Origin of the sequence: Celeribacter baekdonensis (assembly GCF_900102315.1) — a bacterium.
GTDB classification, from domain to species: Bacteria; Pseudomonadota; Alphaproteobacteria; order Rhodobacterales; family Rhodobacteraceae; genus Celeribacter; species Celeribacter baekdonensis.
Genome location: NZ_FNBL01000002.1, coordinates 1 through 19,716, shown reverse-complemented (window position 1 = coordinate 19,716; position 19,716 = coordinate 1). Strand labels below are relative to the sequence as shown.

19 protein-coding genes are annotated in these 19,716 nt (G+C 58.9%); 8 read left to right on the top strand and 11 right to left on the bottom strand.

Annotated elements, in window-relative coordinates; all coding sequences use genetic code 11:
• Positions 1-37 precede the first annotated feature (37 nt).
• From BLT54_RS04200 to coxB, 9 genes are all read right to left on the bottom strand, one after another.
• Complete coding sequence (locus BLT54_RS04200; protein WP_074641564.1) at positions 38-628, bottom strand: GNAT family N-acetyltransferase; 591 nt, start codon at positions 626-628, stop codon at positions 38-40.
• Positions 628-1,887: a M16 family metallopeptidase gene (locus tag BLT54_RS04195; RefSeq protein WP_074641562.1), complete on the bottom strand. Its 1,260-nt coding sequence runs from the start codon at positions 1,885-1,887 to the stop codon at positions 628-630. The genes BLT54_RS04200 and BLT54_RS04195 overlap by 1 nt, the downstream gene beginning before the upstream one ends.
• Positions 1,884-3,266, bottom strand: a complete 1,383-nt coding sequence (gene thrC / locus BLT54_RS04190; RefSeq protein ID WP_074641560.1) for a threonine synthase — start codon at positions 3,264-3,266, stop codon at positions 1,884-1,886. The genes BLT54_RS04195 and thrC overlap by 4 nt, the downstream gene beginning before the upstream one ends.
• A gap of 13 nt (positions 3,267-3,279) precedes the next feature.
• On the bottom strand, positions 3,280-3,948 hold the full coding sequence (locus tag BLT54_RS04185; RefSeq protein WP_074642388.1) for an SURF1 family protein: 669 nt from the start codon (positions 3,946-3,948) through the stop codon (positions 3,280-3,282).
• 99 nt (positions 3,949-4,047) lie between these two features.
• Positions 4,048-4,851, bottom strand: a complete 804-nt coding sequence (locus tag BLT54_RS04180; RefSeq protein WP_074641557.1) for a cytochrome c oxidase subunit 3 — start codon at positions 4,849-4,851, stop codon at positions 4,048-4,050.
• A 43-nt stretch (positions 4,852-4,894) separates the two neighbouring features.
• Complete coding sequence (locus BLT54_RS04175) at positions 4,895-5,476, bottom strand: cytochrome c oxidase assembly protein (RefSeq protein WP_074641555.1); 582 nt, start codon at positions 5,474-5,476, stop codon at positions 4,895-4,897.
• Positions 5,476-5,637, bottom strand: coding sequence for a hypothetical protein (locus BLT54_RS22110; protein WP_009571098.1), 162 nt, complete (start codon positions 5,635-5,637; stop codon positions 5,476-5,478). The genes BLT54_RS04175 and BLT54_RS22110 overlap by 1 nt, the downstream gene beginning before the upstream one ends.
• Position 5,638: 1 nt before the next feature.
• The gene (cyoE, locus tag BLT54_RS04170; RefSeq protein ID WP_074641552.1) at positions 5,639-6,577 is read right to left on the bottom strand and encodes a heme o synthase; all 939 of its coding nucleotides are present in this window, start codon (positions 6,575-6,577) and stop codon (positions 5,639-5,641) included.
• Positions 6,578-6,734: 157 nt separating this feature from the next.
• Positions 6,735-7,640 carry a cytochrome c oxidase subunit II gene (gene coxB, locus BLT54_RS04165; RefSeq protein ID WP_074641550.1) on the bottom strand — a complete coding sequence of 302 codons (906 nt, stop codon included), beginning with the start codon at positions 7,638-7,640 and terminating at the stop codon, positions 6,735-6,737.
• Positions 7,641-7,819: 179 nt separating this feature from the next.
• Here coxB and tldD point away from each other — a divergent pair, with 179 nt between their 5' ends.
• The 8 genes from tldD to BLT54_RS04125 all read left to right on the top strand — a co-directional run bounded on the left by tldD (position 7,820) and on the right by BLT54_RS04125 (position 18,265).
• Positions 7,820-9,238, top strand: a complete 1,419-nt coding sequence (gene tldD / locus BLT54_RS04160) for a metalloprotease TldD (protein ID WP_074641548.1) — start codon at positions 7,820-7,822, stop codon at positions 9,236-9,238.
• 253 nt (positions 9,239-9,491) lie between these two features.
• Positions 9,492-10,643 carry a DNA-processing protein DprA gene (gene dprA / locus BLT54_RS04155; protein WP_074641545.1) on the top strand — a complete coding sequence of 384 codons (1,152 nt, stop codon included), beginning with the start codon at positions 9,492-9,494 and terminating at the stop codon, positions 10,641-10,643.
• 240 nt (positions 10,644-10,883) lie between these two features.
• Positions 10,884-13,541: a type I DNA topoisomerase gene (gene topA, locus BLT54_RS04150; protein WP_074641543.1), complete on the top strand. Its 2,658-nt coding sequence runs from the start codon at positions 10,884-10,886 to the stop codon at positions 13,539-13,541.
• 154 nt (positions 13,542-13,695) lie between these two features.
• Positions 13,696-14,400 carry a CoA transferase subunit A gene (locus BLT54_RS04145; RefSeq protein ID WP_074641541.1) on the top strand — a complete coding sequence of 235 codons (705 nt, stop codon included), beginning with the start codon at positions 13,696-13,698 and terminating at the stop codon, positions 14,398-14,400.
• Between the two features lie 3 nt (positions 14,401-14,403).
• Positions 14,404-15,030 (top strand): 3-oxoacid CoA-transferase subunit B, encoded by a 627-nt coding sequence (locus tag BLT54_RS04140; RefSeq protein WP_009571105.1) that lies wholly within the window; start codon positions 14,404-14,406, stop codon positions 15,028-15,030.
• 226 nt (positions 15,031-15,256) lie between these two features.
• Positions 15,257-16,219, top strand: a complete 963-nt coding sequence (locus BLT54_RS04135; protein ID WP_074641539.1) for a lysylphosphatidylglycerol synthase transmembrane domain-containing protein — start codon at positions 15,257-15,259, stop codon at positions 16,217-16,219.
• On the top strand, positions 16,206-17,528 hold the full coding sequence (locus BLT54_RS04130) for an FAD-binding oxidoreductase (protein WP_074641537.1): 1,323 nt from the start codon (positions 16,206-16,208) through the stop codon (positions 17,526-17,528). Before BLT54_RS04135 ends, BLT54_RS04130 begins: the two co-directional genes overlap by 14 nt.
• The gene (locus BLT54_RS04125; protein ID WP_074641535.1) at positions 17,528-18,265 is read left to right on the top strand and encodes an SDR family oxidoreductase; all 738 of its coding nucleotides are present in this window, start codon (positions 17,528-17,530) and stop codon (positions 18,263-18,265) included. The genes BLT54_RS04130 and BLT54_RS04125 overlap by 1 nt, the downstream gene beginning before the upstream one ends.
• Positions 18,266-18,318: 53 nt before the next feature.
• On the opposite strand, the gene BLT54_RS04120 is transcribed toward BLT54_RS04125, so the two are convergent.
• Both BLT54_RS04120 and BLT54_RS22740 read right to left on the bottom strand, forming a co-directional pair.
• Positions 18,319-19,236 (bottom strand): lytic transglycosylase domain-containing protein, encoded by a 918-nt coding sequence (locus tag BLT54_RS04120; protein WP_074641533.1) that lies wholly within the window; start codon positions 19,234-19,236, stop codon positions 18,319-18,321.
• A gap of 211 nt (positions 19,237-19,447) precedes the next feature.
• A partial coding sequence (locus tag BLT54_RS22740) for a hypothetical protein (protein ID WP_218129369.1) occupies positions 19,448-19,716 on the bottom strand: 269 nt, incomplete at its 5' end.

Below are 19,716 nucleotides of genomic sequence, written 5' to 3'. Positions count from 1 at the left end.
GCTCCTCTGCCAAAATCAAACGCCGTTTGGGCCGCGCTTACGCCAAACCCACAGTGGTTGGCCCACGCCGATCATGGCGCAGTGCCGAATAAAGAACGTGATTGCGCCAGCGCCCGTTGATCTGAAGATAGGATTGCGCCACGCCTTCGTATTTGAACCCGGCCTTTTCCAAAGCCCCGCGCGAGGCGGTGTTTTCAGGCAAACATGCCGCCTCGATCCGGCTCAGATCCATCCGTGAAAAGGCGTGATGCACCATGCCTGCGATGGCCTCTTTCATATAACCTTGGCGGGCATAGCGCGCGCCGATCCAATAGCCAATGGTGCCCGCTTGTGACGGGCCACGGCGGATGTTGTCGAGCGTCAGCGCTCCGACCAAGGCCTGATCTGCACGCCGGATCAAAAACAACGCCAATGCCGCATCCGATTTATACGACCGCTCGGCCCAAAACACCCTGTTGGTAAAGGCTTTGCGCGCCAAATGATCCTCGGCCCAGGTCGGTTCCCAAGGCTGCAAAAACCCGGCACTTTCGCCCCTGAGCGCCGCCCACGCGCGGTAATCCGAATGCAAAGGCAAACGGAGCACAAGGCGCTCCGTGTCAATCCTCACCTTCGGTCGGCGTTGGAACATCAGGCGGCGAACCTTTCACGCAGGTCTGCCAAATCGGGCGCGCCTTTGACCGGGCCATAGAGCGCCATGGACGCACGGCTTGTGCCGATCTTTGCCAAGAAATCGCGCACCCCGTCCAAGGTCACCGCATCAATGCGCTTGACGGTTTCTTCCACCGCAGGCACCCGGCCCCAGATGCCAATCATCCGCGCATTGCGTTCGGCGCGCGAGGATGGGCTTTCCATCCCCATCAACAGTCCCGCTTTGATCTGTGCACGGGCGCGGTCGACCTCAACCAGGGTCATCTCATCGGCGGCGCGTTTCATTTCGTCAATCGTCAGTGCGGCCAATTCGCCGACCTGATCGCCCGACGTGCCCGCATAAATCGTGGTCATGCCCGTGTCGGCATAGGCCCCTGATTGCGCATAGATCGTATAGCACAGCCCGCGTTTTTCACGCAGTTCCTGGAACAGACGCGAAGACATGCCGCCACCCAAAGCGGTGGTCGCGGTTTGGGCGATATAGATGTCCTCGTCGCGATACCCCGGCCCCTCAAAGGCCAAGGTGAAATGCGCCTGTTCGAGTTTCTTGACCTTGCGGAATTCACCGCCCTCAAACCGCGCCGGATCGGCGTGATCGCGGCCATGCGATGTCAACCCGCCGAAAATCTCGGTGGCCTCCTCAACGATCCGGTCGTGATCAATATTGCCCGCCGCAGAAAGAACCATCCGCTCGGGGCTGTAATGTTCTTCGACAAATCCCGCCAGATCATCGCGCGAAAAGGCACGCACCCGTTCGGCAGGGCCTAAAATGGTGCGGCCAAGTGCCTGTTTCGGAAAAGTCGCCTCTTGCAGCCAATCGAAAACCACATCGTCAGGTGTATCAAGCGCCTGACCGATTTCCGAGAGGATCACGCCACGTTCGACTTCCAACTCACGCGGATCGAAGATCGGGTTGAGAACGATGTCGCCGATCACATCAAGCGCCAAAGACACATCGTCTTTGAGCACCCGTGCGTAATAGGCCGTGACCTCGCGCGAGGTATAGGCGTTCAGATACCCGCCGACGTTTTCCAACACTTCGGCGATCTGCAACGGCGTGCGCCGCTCGGTGCCCTTGAAGGCCATATGTTCAAGGAAATGCGCGATGCCGTTTTGTTCAACGCGTTCGTGCCGCCCACCGGCCATGACCCAGACGCCGATCGAGGCGCTTTGCATCGAGGGTTGAAGTTCCGTCACAATGCGGAATCCGTTGGGCAGTGTATGGGTGCGTGGGCTCAAGCGAGACGCTCCTTAATGAGAGATTTCAGGCCATCTAGGTCATTGGCAACCACAGTAAAGCGCTCGTCGCGCTCAAACAGGTCGGCCATATGTGCAGGCAAGGCCGGGTGGATGCCACAGGCGGCTTCGACGGCGGCGGGGAATTTGGCCGGATGGGCGGTCGCCAGCGACACCATCGGCACATCCGAGAGGTGATCTCCCGCGACTTTGACCGCGACGGCCGTGTGCGGGCACAAAACCTCACCCGTGCGGGCATGCATCGCACTGATCGTGGCGGAGGTTTCGTCCTCGGACGCGCGTCCAGAGGTGAACGTGTCGCGCAGGCGATCCATCGCGCCTTGAGAGATTTTGAATTCGCCCGATTTGAGTTCCGTCATCAATTGCGCAATCGCCGCGCCTTCACGGTCATAGACGTCAAACAAAGCACGCTCAAAGTTGGAGCTGACTTGGATGTCCATCGACGGGCTGATCGAAGGGGTCACGCCCTCTTTCGTGTAGGCACCCGTCACCATAGTGCGGTGCAGGATGTCGTTTTGGTTGGTGGCGATCACCAGATCCTTGATCGGAAGGCCCATGCGCTTGGCAATATAGCCCGCAAAAATGTCACCGAAATTGCCGGTCGGCACCGTGAACGACACCGCGCGATGCGGCGCGCCCAATGAGACGGCGGAGGTGAAATAATACACCACCTGCGCCAAAACCCGCGCCCAGTTGATCGAATTGACCGCCGCCAATTTGACGTGATCGCGGAACTCTATGTCCGCAAACATCTCTTTCAGCGCCGCTTGGCAATCGTCGAAATCGCCCTCAACGGCGAGCGCATGCACATTGGCCTCGGGCGGCGTGGTCATTTGCCGGCGCTGCACGTCAGAGACCCGGCCATGCGGGAACAAGATGAACACATCGACGTTGGACAAGCCTTTAAAGGCCTCAATCGCCGCCGACCCGGTATCGCCAGAGGTCGCGCCAACGATGGTGACGCGTTTGCCAGAGCGCGACAGGGCGGCTTGGAACAATTGTCCGATCAGTTGCATGGCGAAATCTTTGAACGCCAAGGTCGGCCCGTGGAACAACTCCAACAGGAAATGGTTCGGGCCAAGTTGCACCAAGGGCGCGCGGGCGTCATGTTTGAACCCATCGTAAGCCTTGGCGATGATCTCTTTGAATTCGGCGTCCGTGAACGTGTCGCCGATGAAGGGCCGCATCACGATAAACGCCGCCTCTTCATAGGATTTTCCAGCCAGACCTGCGATCTCATCCGCGCTGAGTGTCGGGATGGTTTCCGGCACATAAAGGCCGCCATCGGAGGCCAGCCCCGTCAGCATCGCTTGTTCAAATGAGAGCACCGGCGCTTGGCCGCGGGTCGAGATATAACGCATTGTGTCCGCCACTTTAAACTTTTCGGGTTCTGATACGCCACAAGAGGAAGAGAGTCATCCCAAACCAGACAAGACACAGCGAAAACCATGTGATCGCGTATTGCAGATGGTCATTGGGGATGCCTTCGATGCCCACCGGGATCGGCTCGATCCCCTCTCCCGTGCTGTCGCGCGCGACAATCAGGATCGGCTCGGTGCCCAAAGCCGCCGCCATCGCCGGGATGTCGCGGCCAAACCAGATGTTGCGGCCCAGATCCGGCTCCGGCGTCGAACTGTTCATATCATCGGGCCAATGCAGGTTGCCGACCACAGACACAGCCCCTTTGGGGCGCGGCGCATCCTTGGCCATCTCTTCCACAAAGCCACGATCCAACAACACCCGCCGCCCCTCTTTGAGCGTCAAAGGTGCTACGATCAAATAGCCCGCACCAATCTGTTTGCGCGACACAAGGACATGCAACTCCTCATCGCCAATCACCCCCTCGGCCGTGACCGGAAGGTATTTCATCGACGGGTCCACCACGGCGGGCATGGGCACCGGATCGGCGGTGATCTCGGCGGTGATTTCCGCCAAAATACCCGCCTTCCACTCCATCCGCGCCAATTGCCATGTCCCGAGCCAGATCAGGATGCCACAGCCGATCACGCCGATCAGGGTGGGAAAGATCATTCGTTTGAGCATGCCGTCTCCAAAACTGGTCCAGCGCAAAAGGGCGCGAATATCGCGCCCTTCTATCAAGTCTTTACCGTGAGCAAAATACTCATCCGATCTGTGCCTAATTTATTGGCCCCAGATGTAAACCGCCACGAAGAGGAACAGCCAAACGACGTCCACAAAGTGCCAGTACCAAGCCGCCGCTTCGAAACCGATGTGGTCGTCGGGGGTGAAATGCCCCTTCATCGACCGCACCAGACAGATGGTCAGAAAGATCGTGCCGATGATGACATGGAAGCCGTGGAACCCGGTCGCCATGAAGAAGGAGCCAAAGAAGAAATCGCCACCGAACGTATAGCCTTCATGTACGAAAAGCTCATAATATTCATAGGCTTGGAATACGGTGAACAGGCCGCCAAGACCGACACCGATGGCCAGACCGGCGATGATGTCTTTGCGCACGTTGCCATGCACCAAAGCGTGGTGCGCCCAGGTCACAGCGGCACCAGAGCACAGCAGGATCAGCGTGTTGATCAGCGGTAGGTGAAACGCGTCGATCGGAATGATCTCTGGCGGCACATAGGTCGCGCCCGGATACTCAGACATCGGGTAGAGCGTGTGTTTGAAAAACGCCCAGAACCATGCAGCAAAGAACATGATTTCGGACATGATGAACATGATAAAGCCATAGCGCAGGCCGATGCGGACCACCGGAGTGTGATCGCCCGCTTGGTTTTCTTTGATCGTGTCCGACCACCAGCTCCACATCACATACAAAACGCCGACAAAGCCGATCAGGAAAATGAACGGGTTGTCATTGGCCATCCACTGAACGGCGCCAAACAGCATGGTGAAAGCTGCGACAGCGCCCATGAGCGGCCACGGCGACGGCGGCAGGATGTGGTAATCGTGGTTCTTTTCATGCGCCATAATGTGCGTCCCTCTCCCTTGAGGTGGTTGCCCGTATGCGAGCTTAGTTCAAACCTGAGACCGGGGCTGCGTCGCTCTCAAGAGCGGCATAGTCGTCGGGCAGGTCGGTTTCGTGAAAGGTATAAGACAGGGTGATGCGTTGTACGAACTTCGCATCCCGGTCTGTGGTGATTTCGGGATCGACATAAAAGGTCACGGGCATCAGCACACGCTCCCCCGGTTTGAGCACCTGTTCTGTGAAACAGAAACAGTCGATTTTGGTAAAAAACCCGCCCGCTTCAAAGGGGGCGACATTGTAGGACGCGGTGCCGCCAATGGTACGATCCGTTGGATTATAAGCCTCGTAAAAGGCCAGCCCGGTTTCGCCAATCCGCAGTTCCATCGTGCGCTCAACCGGTTTGAATTCCCATGGCATATCCGGGTCGGTGTTGGCGTCAAACCGGATTTTGATCGTCTTGTCCAGAATCACATCGGAACCTGTCGAGGCCTCAGCCGTGGTGCCGCCAAAGCCGGTCACCGCGCAAAACCAGCTATAAAACGGCACGGACGCCCAAGCCAGCCCCCCCATGAGGGCAACGACCCCCACGAGTTGCACAACTGTTTTTTGCGGTCCCTGAAGTGCCATTACTTCGCAATCTCCCGTTGCATGATCGCCGGGTCGATCACGGTGACTTTGGCCACGGTCAGCCCCAACATCAAAATCACAAATACGCCCAAGGCCAGCCCAAGCCCAACATTGCGCGAGCGCCGGCGGGTGTGAATTTCGTGAAGTTTGGTGATTGCCATCTTAAAACGGCCCTCCAAGGCCCGCGGCCATAAGCCCTTTGTCCAGCATCAATGCGGTGAAATGCAGGAACGTATAGGCCAGAGACAGTTTGAAAAACGCCCGCTCCGCCTTGTAACCATCGGCCTCGGCCTGTTCTTCGTTGCGACGCCAAATCACAATCGCGCCCTTCAGGAACAAGCCATTGAGCGCGACGAAAGCCGCCAGATAGGCCCAGCCCGCCAAGGGTGTGAGGAACATCGCACCTGCGGTCAGCGCCAAAAGCACGGTATAGGCCAGGATGTGATTGCGGGTGACGCGTTTGCCATGGGTCACTGTCAACATCGGCACTTTCGCCTTGTCGTAATCCGCGTTCATGAACAACGCCAAAGCCCAGAAATGCGGCGGCGTCCACATGAACACCAGCATGAACATCAACACCGACGGCAGGGTGATGTCACCCGTCACAGCCGCCCAGCCGATCATCGGAGGAAAGGCACCAGCGGCCCCGCCGATCACGATGTTCTGCGGCGTCGAACGTTTGAGCCACATCGTGTAGACGACAGCGTAAAAGAAAATCGTAAAGGCCAAAAGCCCGGCAGCGACCCAATTGGTCGCAAGCCCCAGCATGACCACCGAGAAGGCCGAAAGCGTCAGGCCAATCGCCAGCGCCTCTTCGGGGGCGACTTTTCCCGACGGGATCGGCCGCGATTGCGTGCGTTTCATCACCCGATCAATATCGGCGTCATACCACATGTTCAGCGCGCCGGACGCGCCGCCGCCAATGGCAATGCACAGAATAGCGAAAAAGCCGATAAACGGGTGAATGCCCCCGGGCGCGACGATCATGCCCGCGAAGGCGGTGAACACGACGAGAGACATCACACGCGGCTTGAGCAAGGCGAAATAATCGCCAAACCCGGCCTCGCGGCTGTCGTCCATATTGATCGTCGCGTCAGTCATCGCGTCTACCTATTCCTTGGCCCTGTCGTTTCAAACCTGCCCCTTTGGGTCTGTGCCTGTGGGGTCTATGTCTGTGCGGACAGGGCGTTTTCGTGCGTGGGACTTATATGCCAGATGGGGCGGTTGACCCGCCCTCACCTGAAATCATGAAAGACGCTTACTCGGCCAAGGCCAATTTGACAGCACTCGGAGCGGTCTCGATCGAGGCGTATTCTTCTTTCGCGCCCGCCAACCATGTGGCGTAGTCTTCCTCGGACACAACCTTCACCGTGATCGGCATAAAGGCGTGATCTTTGCCGCAAAGCTCGGAACACTGACCAAAGAAAGTGCCGGTTTTCTCGGCTTTGAACCAAAGTTCAGCCACACGACCCGGCACGCCATCCTGTTTCACGCCAAAGGCCGGGATGGTCCAGCTGTGGATCACATCCGCGCCGGTCACGCCCATGACGATGGTTTTGCCAACCGGGACAACAACCTGTGTATCCGTTGCCAAGAGGAACTGATCAGGGGTGTAACCCGCATCGACCAACATCTGCTCAACCTCAGGCGTGCGCATATACTCGCCGCCCGTGGCCGGTTGACCGATCATGTAGCTGTCAAAGGCAAACCCTTCGTCCACATATTCGTAGCCCCAGTACCACTGATACCCGGTCACTTTGATGTAAATGTCGCCTTCGGGGATTTCCTGTTGCTTGAACAGAACCGGAAGCGAGAAGGCCCCGATCACCACAAGGATCAAAATCGGCACAATCGTCCAGGCCACCTCGATTTGAGTGTGGTGGGTGAAGGTCGCGGGGGTTTTGTTGCTGCGCGTGTTGTAGCGCACAATCACCCAAAGGATCAAAAGCGCAACGAAAAGCACAATCGCACCGATGATCCAGTTCAGCATATGATCCAGACCGTGAATATCGCGCGCCAACTCGGTCGCGGCGGGCTGAAAGCCCATTTTCCCGGAGACTGGCGCGCCCAAAAGCTCACCAGCGTCTTGGGCAAAGGCTTGTGTCGCGCCAAGGGTTGCGAAAAAAACGGCCGCCAAGCCGGACAAAAGGGGTTTTGTGCGCATTCTCTCTTCCCATTATTGCAGTCGAAGGCGGGTGCCTGTCGATGCCGCCCCGTTCATGCGGGTGCGTTTTCGTTTGAGTCTTTCCCATCAAAAACCATATTAGACGCGACGGGACAAGAATTCCCCGCCGCTTTGAGCGGTTTTTTTGATCTAGATCAAGTCCCAAGGGAGAAAAATCAATGCCATCGAGACGTTTTGACCCATTTACAAACACACTCGACTTCGACACGTCGCTGGCGATTCTGCGCGCAGCCGTGGATGGGGCCGATGATGGCGAACTGTTCTTTGAACGGCGCACCTCCGAAGGCATCGTTTTGGACGACGGACGGATTCGCACCGCATCCTATGATGCCTCCGAGGGATTCGGCCTGCGCGCCGTGCGCGGCGAAACCGCAGGCTACGCCCATTCCACCACAATCAGTGAAGCCGCGATCAAACGCGCCGCTGAAACCGCCCGTCTTGCGGTGGGCGATGGCGGCGGCTCCATGGCGGCGGGCCCGCGCGCCACGAATGTCAAACTCTACACCGACGAGAACCCGCTCGACGGCGCGGCCTTCGAGGTCAAAATCGACACATTGGGCGAGATTGACGCCTATCTGCGCGACCTCGACCCGCGCGTGGTGCAAGTCTCCGCCACGCTGGCCGCTTCGCATCAAGAGGTGTTCATCCTGCGCCCCGAAGGCACGCTTGTCTCCGACATCCGCCCGATGGCGCGGCTCAATATTTCGGTCATTGTCGATCAGGCCGGACGCCGCGAAAGTGGCTCATCTGGCGGTGGCGGGCGCTATGGCTTTGACGGCCTGTTGCAGCCCGACCATTGGAAATCCGTGGCCCGCGAGGCCCTGCGCATCGCCACCGTCAACCTTGAGGCCGTCCCCGCCCCTGCGGGCGTCATGGACGTGGCCCTTGGCAATGGTTGGCCGGGCGTGTTGTTGCACGAAGCGGTCGGGCACGGGCTTGAGGGCGATTTCAACCGCAAAGGCACCTCCGCCTTTGCCGGTCTGATGGGGCAACAGGTCGCCGCCAAGGGCGTCACCGTTTTGGACGATGGCACAATCCCGGATCGGCGCGGGTCGATTTCGGTCGATGACGAAGGCACGCCCTCGTCCAAAACCACCCTGATCGAAGACGGCATCCTTGTCGGCTACATGCAAGACCGCCAAAACGCCCGCCTCATGAATGTGGCCCCCACCGGCAATGGTCGCCGCGAAAGCTACGCCCATGCGCCGATGCCACGGATGACCAACACCTATATGCTCGGCGGAGACGCCGCCCCCGAAGAGATCGTCTCCGAGATCAAAGACGGGATTTATGCCGTGGGCTTTTCCGGCGGGCAGGTTGACATCACCAACGGCAAATTCGTCTTTAACTGCACCGAAGCGTATCGGGTCGAAAACGGCCGCGTCGGCGCCCCGGTCAAGGGGGCGACGCTGATTGGCGATGGGGCCACCGCCATGCGCAACATCCGCGCCATTGGTAATGACATGGCGCTCGACCCCGGTGTCGGAAATTGCGGCAAATCGGGACAATGGGTGCCGGTGGGCGTGGGGCAACCGACGCTTTTGATCGGGGGGCTGACCGTGGGCGGATCGGCCTGATCGTCCCCGCGCTTGGCCCAAGTCTCGTCCAAGCCTGGGCCAAATCTTGGGCGGGATCACGTTAACCTTGTCACGTTAACCTTTATGAACAGGGCGACCGAAGAGGTCGCCCTTTTGTATGGGGCGAGACCGAGGTGCGGTCGGTATGGTAAAAAAAATCAAGATCATTCCGCTCAAATGCAATCTTTCTTGGTTTTGGTAACGCCTCGTTAACCAATTTGCGGCAATGTGAAAGGGCAAGAGACGGAGAGAGTTGGCCTTGGAGTTCATCCCTTCCCACCACCCCCTCACCCCACCCCACACCGTGGAAGATCGGGTCGATTGGCTCCGCCTCTTGCGCTCCCGCCGCGTTGGTATCAGCACCTTTTATCGGATGCTGGAGGAACATGGAAATGCGCGCGCCGCCCTTGAGGCCCTCCCTGAAATCGCCAAACAAGCCGGTGTATCCGATTATCAAACCTGTCCGCGTGGTGTCGTTGAGGCCGAATTGAAAGCCGGTCGCAAACATGACGCGCGTTTGATCACCCGCGCCGATCCCGAATATCCCGCCCTTCTCGCATTGATTGATGACGCTCCACCCGCACTTTGGGTCAAAGGCGACATATCGCTGTTTGAACGCCCCTCTCTGGCGCTGGTCGGTGCGCGCAATGCCTCATCATTGGGCGTGCGCTTTGCCCGCACTCTGGCGCGCGAATTGGGCGACGAAGGTTTTGCCGTCACCTCCGGTCTGGCCCGTGGCATTGACGCGGCGGCGCACGAATCGGCGCTTGCAAGCGGCACCATCGCCGTTTTGGCGGGGGGCCTTGATGTGATCTACCCCACCGAGAACACCGATCTTTACCATAAAATCGCCGAGACCGGGCTTTTGATCTCGGAACAGCCCTTTGGCATGAAACCCTTTGCCCGGCATTTCCCGATGCGCAATCGCATCGTCTCCGGCCTGTCTCATGCCACCGTGGTGATCGAGGCGGCGGCGCGCTCGGGGTCACTGCTCACGGCAGGCAATGCCCTGGATCAGGGGCGCGAGGTCATGGCCGTACCGGGGCATCCGTTTGATGCGCGCACCGCAGGCTGCAACATGTTGATCCGCGATGGGGCCACTTTGGTGCGTGGCGCGCGCGATGTGATCGACACGCTGGCCGCCGCCTCGCCCTTGGCCCAAACCGTACACCACACGCCGAAAACCGCGATCCCCGTCACACCGCGCCCCGAACCGCGCGCATTCACCGACCACACCATGCTCCACGCCGAAATCCTCGCCCGCCTCTCCGGCGCGCCCCTGCCCGAAGACGACCTGATCCGCGACATCGGCATCCCGGCGGATCAACTCAGTTCTGAAATTCTCACCCTCGAACTCGATGGTCGTATCTTCCGCAAACCCGGCGGGCTTTTGGCGCTTGGATGACAGCGCACCCCGGCTCACACGCCCCTGCCCTCACCCGTGTCACAAAAAATTCCCAAACCGCTGAGACCCGGTTTTTCGTCCCGATACCTTTAGGTATCGCGCGGACATCATGCCGCATGATGGGTAAAACGGCCTTGCCTTGGCGCAAAAAAACCGTAGATGCCACATTGACAATCAGTCATTGCAGACCCCATTTTCCGCCGCCATAAGGCCAAGAGACCATAACCCGAAGGACAGTCCATGCCAGTTGTTGTTGTTGAATCCCCGGCCAAGGCGAAAACGATCAACAAATATCTCGGCAGCAATTACACCGTCCTCGCCTCTTATGGCCACGTCCGCGACCTTCCGGCCAAAGACGGATCTGTCGACACCGACAATGAGTTCGACATGACCTGGGAGATCGGCGCGGACAGTCGCAAACACGTCAAAGCCATCGCCGATGCGCTCAAAAACGACGACGAACTGATCCTCGCAACGGACCCTGATCGCGAAGGCGAAGCGATTTCGTGGCACCTGCAAGAGGCGCTGACCAAACGCAAGGCGATCAAAAAATCCACCGCCGTGTCGCGCGTGACCTTCAATGCCATCACCAAAACCGCCATCCTGGAAGCGATGAAACACCCGCGCCAAGTCGATGTGCCGCTGGTCGACGCCTATCTGGCGCGCCGCGCTTTGGATTACCTTGTCGGCTTCAACCTCTCCCCGGTGCTTTGGCGCAAACTGCCCGGCGCGCGCTCGGCCGGACGGGTGCAATCGGTGTGTCTGCGCCTCATCGTCGAGCGTGAGATCGAAATCGAAGCCTTCAATCCGCAAGAATACTGGACCGTTAAGGCCCTTTTGGAGACCCCGCGCGGACAAACGTTTGAAGCGCGGCTGACCCAGCTTTCGGGCAAGAAACTCGATAAATTCGACCTCAAAGACCGCCTCACCGCCGAGATGGCCGTGCAAGCGGTCAGTTCGCGCGCGCTCAAAGTCGCCTCCGTCGAGGCCAAACCCGGTTCGCGCAACCCCTCTGCGCCGTTCATGACCTCGACCCTGCAACAGGAAGCGTCGCGCAAATTCGGCATGGACGCGCGCCAAGCGATGAACGCCGCGCAACGCCTCTACGAGGCCGGCCTCATCACCTATATGCGGACAGACGGGATCGACATGGCACCCGAAGCGGTGACACAGGCGCGCGACGCGATCAAAGCCCGCTATGGCGACCGCTATGTGCCCGCCAACCCACGGATTTATAAGAACAAAGCCAAAAACGCCCAGGAGGCGCACGAATGTATCCGCCCGACCGATATGTTTGTCTCCCCCGATGAGGCCAAGCTGACGGACGCGGATCAACGCAAACTCTACGACCTGATCTGGAAACGCACCATTGCGTCGCAAATGGAGGCGGCGCGCCTTGAACGGACCACCGTAGACATCACCTCCGATGACCACGAGGTCGTGCTGCGCGCCACAGGTCAAGTCATTGTGTTTGATGGGTTTATGGCGGTTTACACCGAGGGCCGCGACGATGTGGACGAGGATGACGAAGGTCGCCTGCCGCAAATCATGGACGGCGAAGCGTTAAAACGTGTCGCGGGCGGTCTCAAAGCGCAAGCCGCCGACAAAGAGGCCATTTTGGCCGGTGAAGATGCCGTTTTGGGCCTGCAACACCATACCAACCCGCCGCCGCGCTACACCGAGGCGACTTTGGTCAAACGGATGGAAGAGTTGGGCATCGGCCGCCCCTCGACCTACGCCTCCGTGTTGACCACCATCGTGGATCGCGAATATGTCCGCAAAGAACAAAACCGCCTGATCCCCGAGGACAAAGGCCGGATCGTCACGATCTTTTTGATGAATTTCTTCCGCAAATATGTCGGCTATGAATTCACCGCCAATCTCGAAGAAGAACTCGACGAAATCTCAGCCGGCGCGCTCGATTACAAAGAGGTTTTGGCGAAATTCTGGCGCGATTTTTCGGCGGCCATTGGCGAGACCTCCGAGCTGCGGATTTCCGAAGTGCTCGACAAATTGGACGCTGCCCTCGCCCCGCAGCTGTATCCACCGCGCGAAGACGGCAGCGACCCGCGCGTCTGTCCGCTCTGTGGCCAAGGCAGCTTGCACCTGAAAACCTCGCGCTCGGGCGGCTTTGTTGGCTGTTCGAACTACCCCGAATGCCGCTACACCCGCCCGATCAGTGGCGACGCCGCCGAAGCGGGCGACCGGATTTTGGGCGAGGACGAAGACGGCAACGAAATCTCACTGCGCTCGGGTCGCTTTGGCCCCTATGTCCAACGCGGCGAAGTTTCGGAAGAGAACAAAAAGCCCAAACGCGCCTCTTTGCCGAAAGGCTGGGACGCGGATGCGATGGACCTTGAAAAGGCGCTCACGCTTCTAAGCCTGCCGCGCCAAATCGGCGAACACCCGGAAGGCGGCGTGATTTCCGCCAATTTCGGGCGCTTTGGCCCCTATTTGATGCACAAACTGCCGGGCGACGAAAAGCCCGTTTACGCCAATCTCAAAGACCCGAACGATGTGTTTGAATGCGGCATGAACCGCGCGGTTGAATTGATCACCGACAAGCGCAACAATCCGGGGCGGGGTCGGTCTGCGGCAGCCAAGCCGTTGAAAGAATTAGGGGATCACCCAGAGAGCGGTGGCGCGATCAGCGTCATGGAAGGCCGCTATGGCCCCTATGTCAAATGGGAAAAAGTCAACGCGACCTTGCCAAAGGACATCACGCCCGAAGACCTGACGATGGAGCAGGCGGTGGCCTTGATTGCGGAAAAAGCGACCAAGGGCGGCAAAAAGAAAGCCCCGGCGAAAAAGGCAGCCGCAAAGAAACCGGCGGCCAAAAAAACCGCCGCGAAAAAGCCCGCAGCCAAGAAACCCGCGGCCAAGGCCCCAGACGCGTAAACCGGGCAAAACACCACCCAGCCCAAGATCCCATCCGCCAAAGGGCCCCTCACCGGGCCCTTTTTGCTGCACCATTTTGTTGCAGCGCGGCATCCTCCATTGACAGCCCGCATCCTATTCATTCCAATTGCGCCAAACGAAACGGGAGAGAGTAATGAAGAAAGTATACGGCTCCGCCACAGAGGCCTTAGAGGGGCTTTTGCACGACGGGATGTTGATCGCAGCCGGGGGGTTTGGACTGTGCGGGATACCTGAGTTGTTGATCGACGCGCTGGTGGAAAGCGGCGTCAAGGACCTCACCATTGCCTCCAACAACGCAGGTGTCGATGGCTTTGGCCTTGGCAAGCTGTTGGAGACACATCAGATCAAGAAAATGATGTCGTCTTATGTGGGTGAAAACGCTGAATTCATGCGGCAATACCTCTCTGGTGAGTTGGAGCTTGAGTTCAACCCGCAGGGCACTTTGGCCGAACGCATGCGCGCCGGTGGTGCTGGAATCCCAGGATTTTACACCAAAACCGGCGTGGGCACGGTGATCGCCGAGGGCAAAGAACACAAAGATTTCAACGGCGAGACTTATATTTTGGAAGAGGGCATTTTTGCCGATATTTCCATCGTGAAAGCGTGGAAAGCCGACGAGACCGGCAACGCGATTTTCCGCAAAACCGCCCGTAATTTCAACCCACCCGCCGCAATGTGTGGCAAGGTCTGCATCATGGAAGTCGAAGAGATCGTGCCAACGGGCAGTCTCGACCCCGATTGCATCCACATGCCCGGCGTCTATGTCCACCGCCTCATTCAGGGCAACCACGAAAAGCGGATTGAACAGCGCACGTTGCGCAAGCGTGAGGAGGCCTAAGCCATGTGGGATCGCAATCAAATGGCGGCGCGCGCCGCATTGGAACTCGAAGACGGCACCTATGTGAACCTTGGCATCGGCATCCCGACCCTGGTCCCCAATTTCATCCCCGAAGGCGTCAACGTGACACTTCAGTCTGAAAACGGCATGTTGGGCATGGGCCCCTTCCCCTATGAGGGCGAAGAGGACGCGGACCTGATCAACGCCGGCAAACAGACCATCACCGAACTGCCCAACACCGCCTATTTCGACAGCTCGTTCAGCTTTGGCATGATCCGGGGCGGCAAGATCGCGATGGCGATTTTGGGCGCGATGGAGGTCGATGAGAAAGGCGATTTGGCGAATTGGATGATCCCCGGCAAGCTGGTCAAAGGCATGGGCGGCGCGATGGATTTGGTCGCGGGCGTGGGCCGGGTTGTGGTGGTGATGGACCACACCAACAAACACGGTGAGAGCAAATTGTTGAAGGAATGCACCCTGCCGCTGACCGGGCTGGGCGTGGTCGACCGGGTGATCACCAACCTGGGCGTTTTGGACGTGGTTGAGGGCGGTTTGAAAATCGTCGAATGCGCCGATGGCGTGACCGAGGCCGAGTTGCGCGCTGCGACCGAGGCGACGATTGTCGACTAAGTCCTCTGTGAATATCTAAATTCAAAACAAGGCGCGGCGGCCGAAACGGGTGGCCGCGCTTTTTCATGTCGTTTTTCATGACCTTATTGTTCTAAAATTAGAAACAGCATCATATTCTTGCCCCAATTTGTCGCTAAAACATCGGGAAATCAGGCCACACACAGAGCCCAAAATGTCCATGACCGCCGAGCAGCGTCCCATATCTGCCAAACCTAAGGCATCGAACATGTCCCCACGTTTGCGCGACAGCGCGCTCATGCTGGGCCTTTTGGCCTTGCTTGCGGTGGGTCTGACCGGCGCTGTGACGGCGACAGGATGGGACGAGGTCCGCGCCCAGATCACCAAGCTGTCGATCCCGCAAGGTGCCGCACTTTTGGCGCTCTCTCTGGTCAATTACCTGTTTCGTGGGCTGCGCTGGCACCTCTTTGCCCGCCACCTCGGATTGCCGCTCTCCTTGGCCACCAACCTGCGCCATTTTCTGGGCGGGTTTGCCATGACGGTCACGCCGGGGCGCGTCGGAGAATTGGTGCGGATGCGCTGGATCAAACGCGAAACCGGCTGGGCGTTTGAACGCACAGCACCGCTTGTTTTGGTCGACCGGGCCTCTGATCTGGCGGCGATGGCCGTGTTGATGGGGGCGGCGCTTTTGGCCTCTGGCACGCGAATTTCTGGTGGTGTGCCGGTGGTGATGGCCGCGCTTTTGGCGGCGTTTATCGCCACACGCCCCCGGCTTTTGGCCAGCCTCGCCCAATTCGGCCACCGCAGCACGGGCAAGGCCCCGCGGCTGTTCGCCCGCATCCGCCGCGCCGCGCGCTCGCTTGAACCCTTTTCCAAAGGCGGCACCTTGTTTGCGGGTTCGACCCTGGCCCTCTGCGGCTGGTTGGCCGAAGGGGTGGCCTTTTATCTCTTGCTGCATTGGATGGGTGCCGAGGTTCACGCCGCCAGTGCCATCGCGATCTTTTTGTTTGCCACATTGGCGGGCGGGCTGACCGGCGCACCCGGCGGGCTTGGCGGCGCGGAGGCCGCCATGATCGCCCTTTTGTCGCTCGAAGGCGTGCCCTTGGCCATGTCCGTGCCCGCCACCGCCCTCATTCGCCTGACCACGCTTTGGTTCGCCATTCTCATCGGCCTTGTGGTTTTCCCTTTCGCTGAACGCCTGTCAAAGAAGGTCCAACATGACCTGGAATAAACTCACCTACACCGGCTGGGGTCGCGCCCGCGTGGCCTCTGGTTTGGTGGCCCGCCCCGAACGTCTTTCGACCCTGATCCGCGATCTGACTGAGACCCGCGCGCCCGCCTTTGGCATGCGTCGCTCATATGGCGATGTCGCGCTCAATGACGAAGGCCGCGCCTATGACATGACCCGGCTGGACCGGGTGATTGCCTTTGATCCCGCCACCGGGATCGTCGAGGTCGAAGCCGGGATGCCGATCGGCGATCTGGGCCGCGCTTTTGCCAACAAAGGCTGGATTCCGCCGGTGATGCCGGGCACCGGGTTTGCCACGGTCGGCGGCTGTATCGCCAATGATGTGCATGGCAAAAACCATCATGTGATGGGGTCTTTTGGTCAGCATGTGACCGCGATCACCCTGATCCAAGGTGCGAAAACCCGCAAAATAACCCCGAAATCCGCCCCTGATCTGTGGCAGGCCACGGTGGGTGGTCTGGGTCAAACCGGGGTGATTGCGCGTGCGAAAATCCAACTCATGCCCTGCAAAGGCGACATGATGGTGCTGACCGAACGCCGCATTGATGGGTTGGACGCATTTCTTGTGGCCTTTGATGAGAGCCGCACCGATTACACGGTCGGTTGGATCGACGCGACCGCCACCGGCGCGCGGTTGGGGCGTGGAATTTTAGAGGAGGGCGAAATCACCTCCGGCATCAACAAAAGCCGCGATGCGGCAAAATCTGTACCGTTCAATGCCCCGAGCTGGGCGCTGTCGGCCCCCGTGGTGCGGGTGTTCAACGAGCTGTATTTCCGCCGGGTTCCGGCCAAGGGCCGCACCTCGGTCAAACCCATCACTGACCCGTTCTTCCCGCTTGATGCGATCCACAATTGGAACCGGCTCTACGGCAAACGCGGCTTTCACCAATTCCAATGCGTTGTGCCGATGGATCAGGTCGAGGTGCTGCGCGCGATGTTGACACGGATCGGCACATCCGGTCTGGCCTCGCCTTTGGCGGTGCTCAAAAAGATGGGCGCGGGGCGCGGCGGCTATATGTCCTTCCCGATGGAGGGCTATACTTTGGCGGTCGATTTCCCCAATCGCGATGGTGCGGAAGAGTTGATTTCCGAACTCACCGATATGGCGCATGACGCGGGCGGGCGGATTTATTTTGCCAAGGACAGCGTGGCCAGCGCCGCACAGATCGCGGGCATGTACCCGGACCAGGACACATGGGCCAAAGCGGTGACGAAAGCCGACCCGGACCGCGCCTTTGAAACAGACCTCGTGCGCCGGTTGGGCCTGCGCGATGGCACAGGAGCGGCATGATGCAACAGAGCTGGATCATTTTGGGCGCAACCTCATCCATGGCGCGTGCGATGGCGCGCAGATTGGCGAAAGAGGGCGCGACCTTGTTTTTATGTGGCCGAGACATGGACGATCTGGCGGCCACGGCGGCCGATTGTCTGGCACGCGGTGCTGTGTGCGCCGAGGCATTGCCCTTTGACGCCCGCGACACAGACACGTTTGCGCCAATTATTGAGCGCGCAACAACGGAAGAGGGCGTGATCAACTGCGCGGTCTTCGTTGGCTCGATGCCGGAACAAGACGCGATTGACGCCGACCCGACGCTGATCGCAGGTGTTGTCACCGACAGCCACACCGGCCCGGCCACCTTTCTGCACATGCTTGCGCCTCACATTGAGGAACGCGGCCAAGGTACGGTTGTCGGCGTCGGATCGGTGGCGGGCGACCGGGGCCGGAGTGGCAATTACGTCTATGGCTCGGCGAAAGCGGGTTTTGCCACCTACCTGTCCGGTCTGCGCAATCGGTTGACGCGCGCGGGCGGCCATGTGGTCACGGTGAAACCGGGGTTTGTCGATACGGCGATGACCTGGGGGATCGAGGGGATGTTTTTGGTCGCGTCACCCGATGCCGTGGCGGGTGATATTTTGACCGCGGTCGCCAAGAAAAAGAACGTGATCTACACGCCGTTTTTCTGGCGCTACATCATGTTGATCATCCGGCACATCCCGGAATTTATCTTTAAGAAAATGTCGATCTGAGGACGACAGAGAAACAATAAAAAGGGGCCTTTGCGGCCCCTTTGTCATATCTGTTAGTTTTGTGCCCGCACCGCATTGGTGGCAAACACACAACCGTCGGAATAAAGTTCGGGCGGGGTCACGCAGAGGCCCTTGGCCACCTGCCACGCCGCCAAGACTTTCGGGACATAGGCGCGGGTTTCGGCGTAAGGCGGCGGGCCGTTGTTGGATTTGACCGCGTTTTCGCCGGCATTATACCCCGCCAGCGCCAGCGCCACATCCCCATTGAACTCATTGATCAGCCAATCGAGATAGGCAATGCCGCCTTTGATGTTTTGATCGGGGTTGGTGGGATCAACGCCAAACCGCGCGGCGGTGTCGGGAATGAGCTGCATCAGCCCCTGCGCCCCTGCCCCGCTCACTGCGTCTTCTTTCCCCGAAGATTCAACCGAAATCACCGCCAAAGCCAAGGCCGGGCTGACCTTGGTGCCGATGGAATGCAGCAACAAGGACGTGCCATAGCGATTGGCAAGATCGGTGATCTGTTGAAAGCTGGGTTTTGGCACGGCCCGCGCCTCAGACAGATCCAGCGCCGCCAAAGCCGCGCCGAACCGCTCGGGGCCGGCACCAAACAGATCATGCGGCACCGCGTTCCAATACCACGCCATCAGATCGACACTGGGCGCCTCTGGCAGGCCCTCTGGCACAGCCGCCGGTTTGGGCGGGGCCGTGACGGTTTTCATGCCGGGACGGATTTGCACGGTGATCAGCGTGCCAGCTCCGCCCGTGGGCACACCGATGCGCTTGGGTTTGACGTCGGGCCAAGGCGGGGGCGGAACATAGGTCTTGGGCGCGGTCTCTGGGTCGGCCTCTTGCGCCAGGCTGGGCGTTCCCCAAGCGCCAACACATATAAAAGACGTCAGCGCCAAGGCGGCACCCGCCTTAAACCCGATGGCGCAAACTCTGCGCGCAACTGCGGTGATCATGAACATATCTCTGACTTTTACGGCTCGGGGTGGGCACGTCTTTGGCTTCGCGTGCTTTTATTGACCCCAGTTTGGCAAAAATCATGCCTTTCTGCCAGTGATTTAGCGACAATCAGACTCAATCAAATTTGAATTTTAACTCTAAAAACACCAAAAAAGCATTTTTATGCAAAATAGTTAAAATTTTTTATTACATGATTTCAATGTGTTAATCAGATTATTCCATAAAATTTTCGAGGGTCCAAAAACGTACCAATGCTGCCCAACTCCTGCCCCAGTTCAAAGGCCATATAGCCTCATCAAAAGCAAGACAGAGCGGCACACGGCACGGGAAACGCCAACGCTCCAAACGCTGAGACGTGGAAAAAAATCGAAATGTATCCTTGGAGGGAACACCAATGAAATTCTTCAAACTTGCAAACAAATTCTCCCGCGACGAAGACGGTGCTGTGACCGTTGACTGGGTTGTTCTGACCGCCGCTGTTG

Coding starts and splice junctions, on each gene's coding strand:
- BLT54_RS04200 (WP_074641564.1), bottom strand. CDS start 628: ATGTTCCAACGCCGACCGAAGGTGAGGATTGACACGGAGCGCCTTGTG.
- thrC (WP_074641560.1), bottom strand. CDS start 3,266: ATGCGTTATATCTCGACCCGCGGCCAAGCGCCGGTGCTCTCATTTGAA.
- BLT54_RS04185 (WP_074642388.1), bottom strand. CDS start 3,948: ATGCTCAAACGAATGATCTTTCCCACCCTGATCGGCGTGATCGGCTGT.
- BLT54_RS04180 (WP_074641557.1), bottom strand. CDS start 4,851: ATGGCGCATGAAAAGAACCACGATTACCACATCCTGCCGCCGTCGCCG.
- BLT54_RS04175 (WP_074641555.1), bottom strand. CDS start 5,476: ATGGCACTTCAGGGACCGCAAAAAACAGTTGTGCAACTCGTGGGGGTC.
- BLT54_RS22110 (WP_009571098.1), bottom strand. CDS start 5,637: ATGGCAATCACCAAACTTCACGAAATTCACACCCGCCGGCGCTCGCGC.
- cyoE (WP_074641552.1), bottom strand. CDS start 6,577: ATGACTGACGCGACGATCAATATGGACGACAGCCGCGAGGCCGGGTTT.
- coxB (WP_074641550.1), bottom strand. CDS start 7,640: ATGCGCACAAAACCCCTTTTGTCCGGCTTGGCGGCCGTTTTTTTCGCA.
- tldD (WP_074641548.1), top strand. CDS start 7,820: ATGCCATCGAGACGTTTTGACCCATTTACAAACACACTCGACTTCGAC.
- topA (WP_074641543.1), top strand. CDS start 10,884: ATGCCAGTTGTTGTTGTTGAATCCCCGGCCAAGGCGAAAACGATCAAC.
- BLT54_RS04145 (WP_074641541.1), top strand. CDS start 13,696: ATGAAGAAAGTATACGGCTCCGCCACAGAGGCCTTAGAGGGGCTTTTG.
- BLT54_RS04140 (WP_009571105.1), top strand. CDS start 14,404: ATGTGGGATCGCAATCAAATGGCGGCGCGCGCCGCATTGGAACTCGAA.
- BLT54_RS04135 (WP_074641539.1), top strand. CDS start 15,257: ATGTCCCCACGTTTGCGCGACAGCGCGCTCATGCTGGGCCTTTTGGCC.
- BLT54_RS04130 (WP_074641537.1), top strand. CDS start 16,206: ATGACCTGGAATAAACTCACCTACACCGGCTGGGGTCGCGCCCGCGTG.
- BLT54_RS04125 (WP_074641535.1), top strand. CDS start 17,528: ATGCAACAGAGCTGGATCATTTTGGGCGCAACCTCATCCATGGCGCGT.
- BLT54_RS04120 (WP_074641533.1), bottom strand. CDS start 19,236: ATGTTCATGATCACCGCAGTTGCGCGCAGAGTTTGCGCCATCGGGTTT.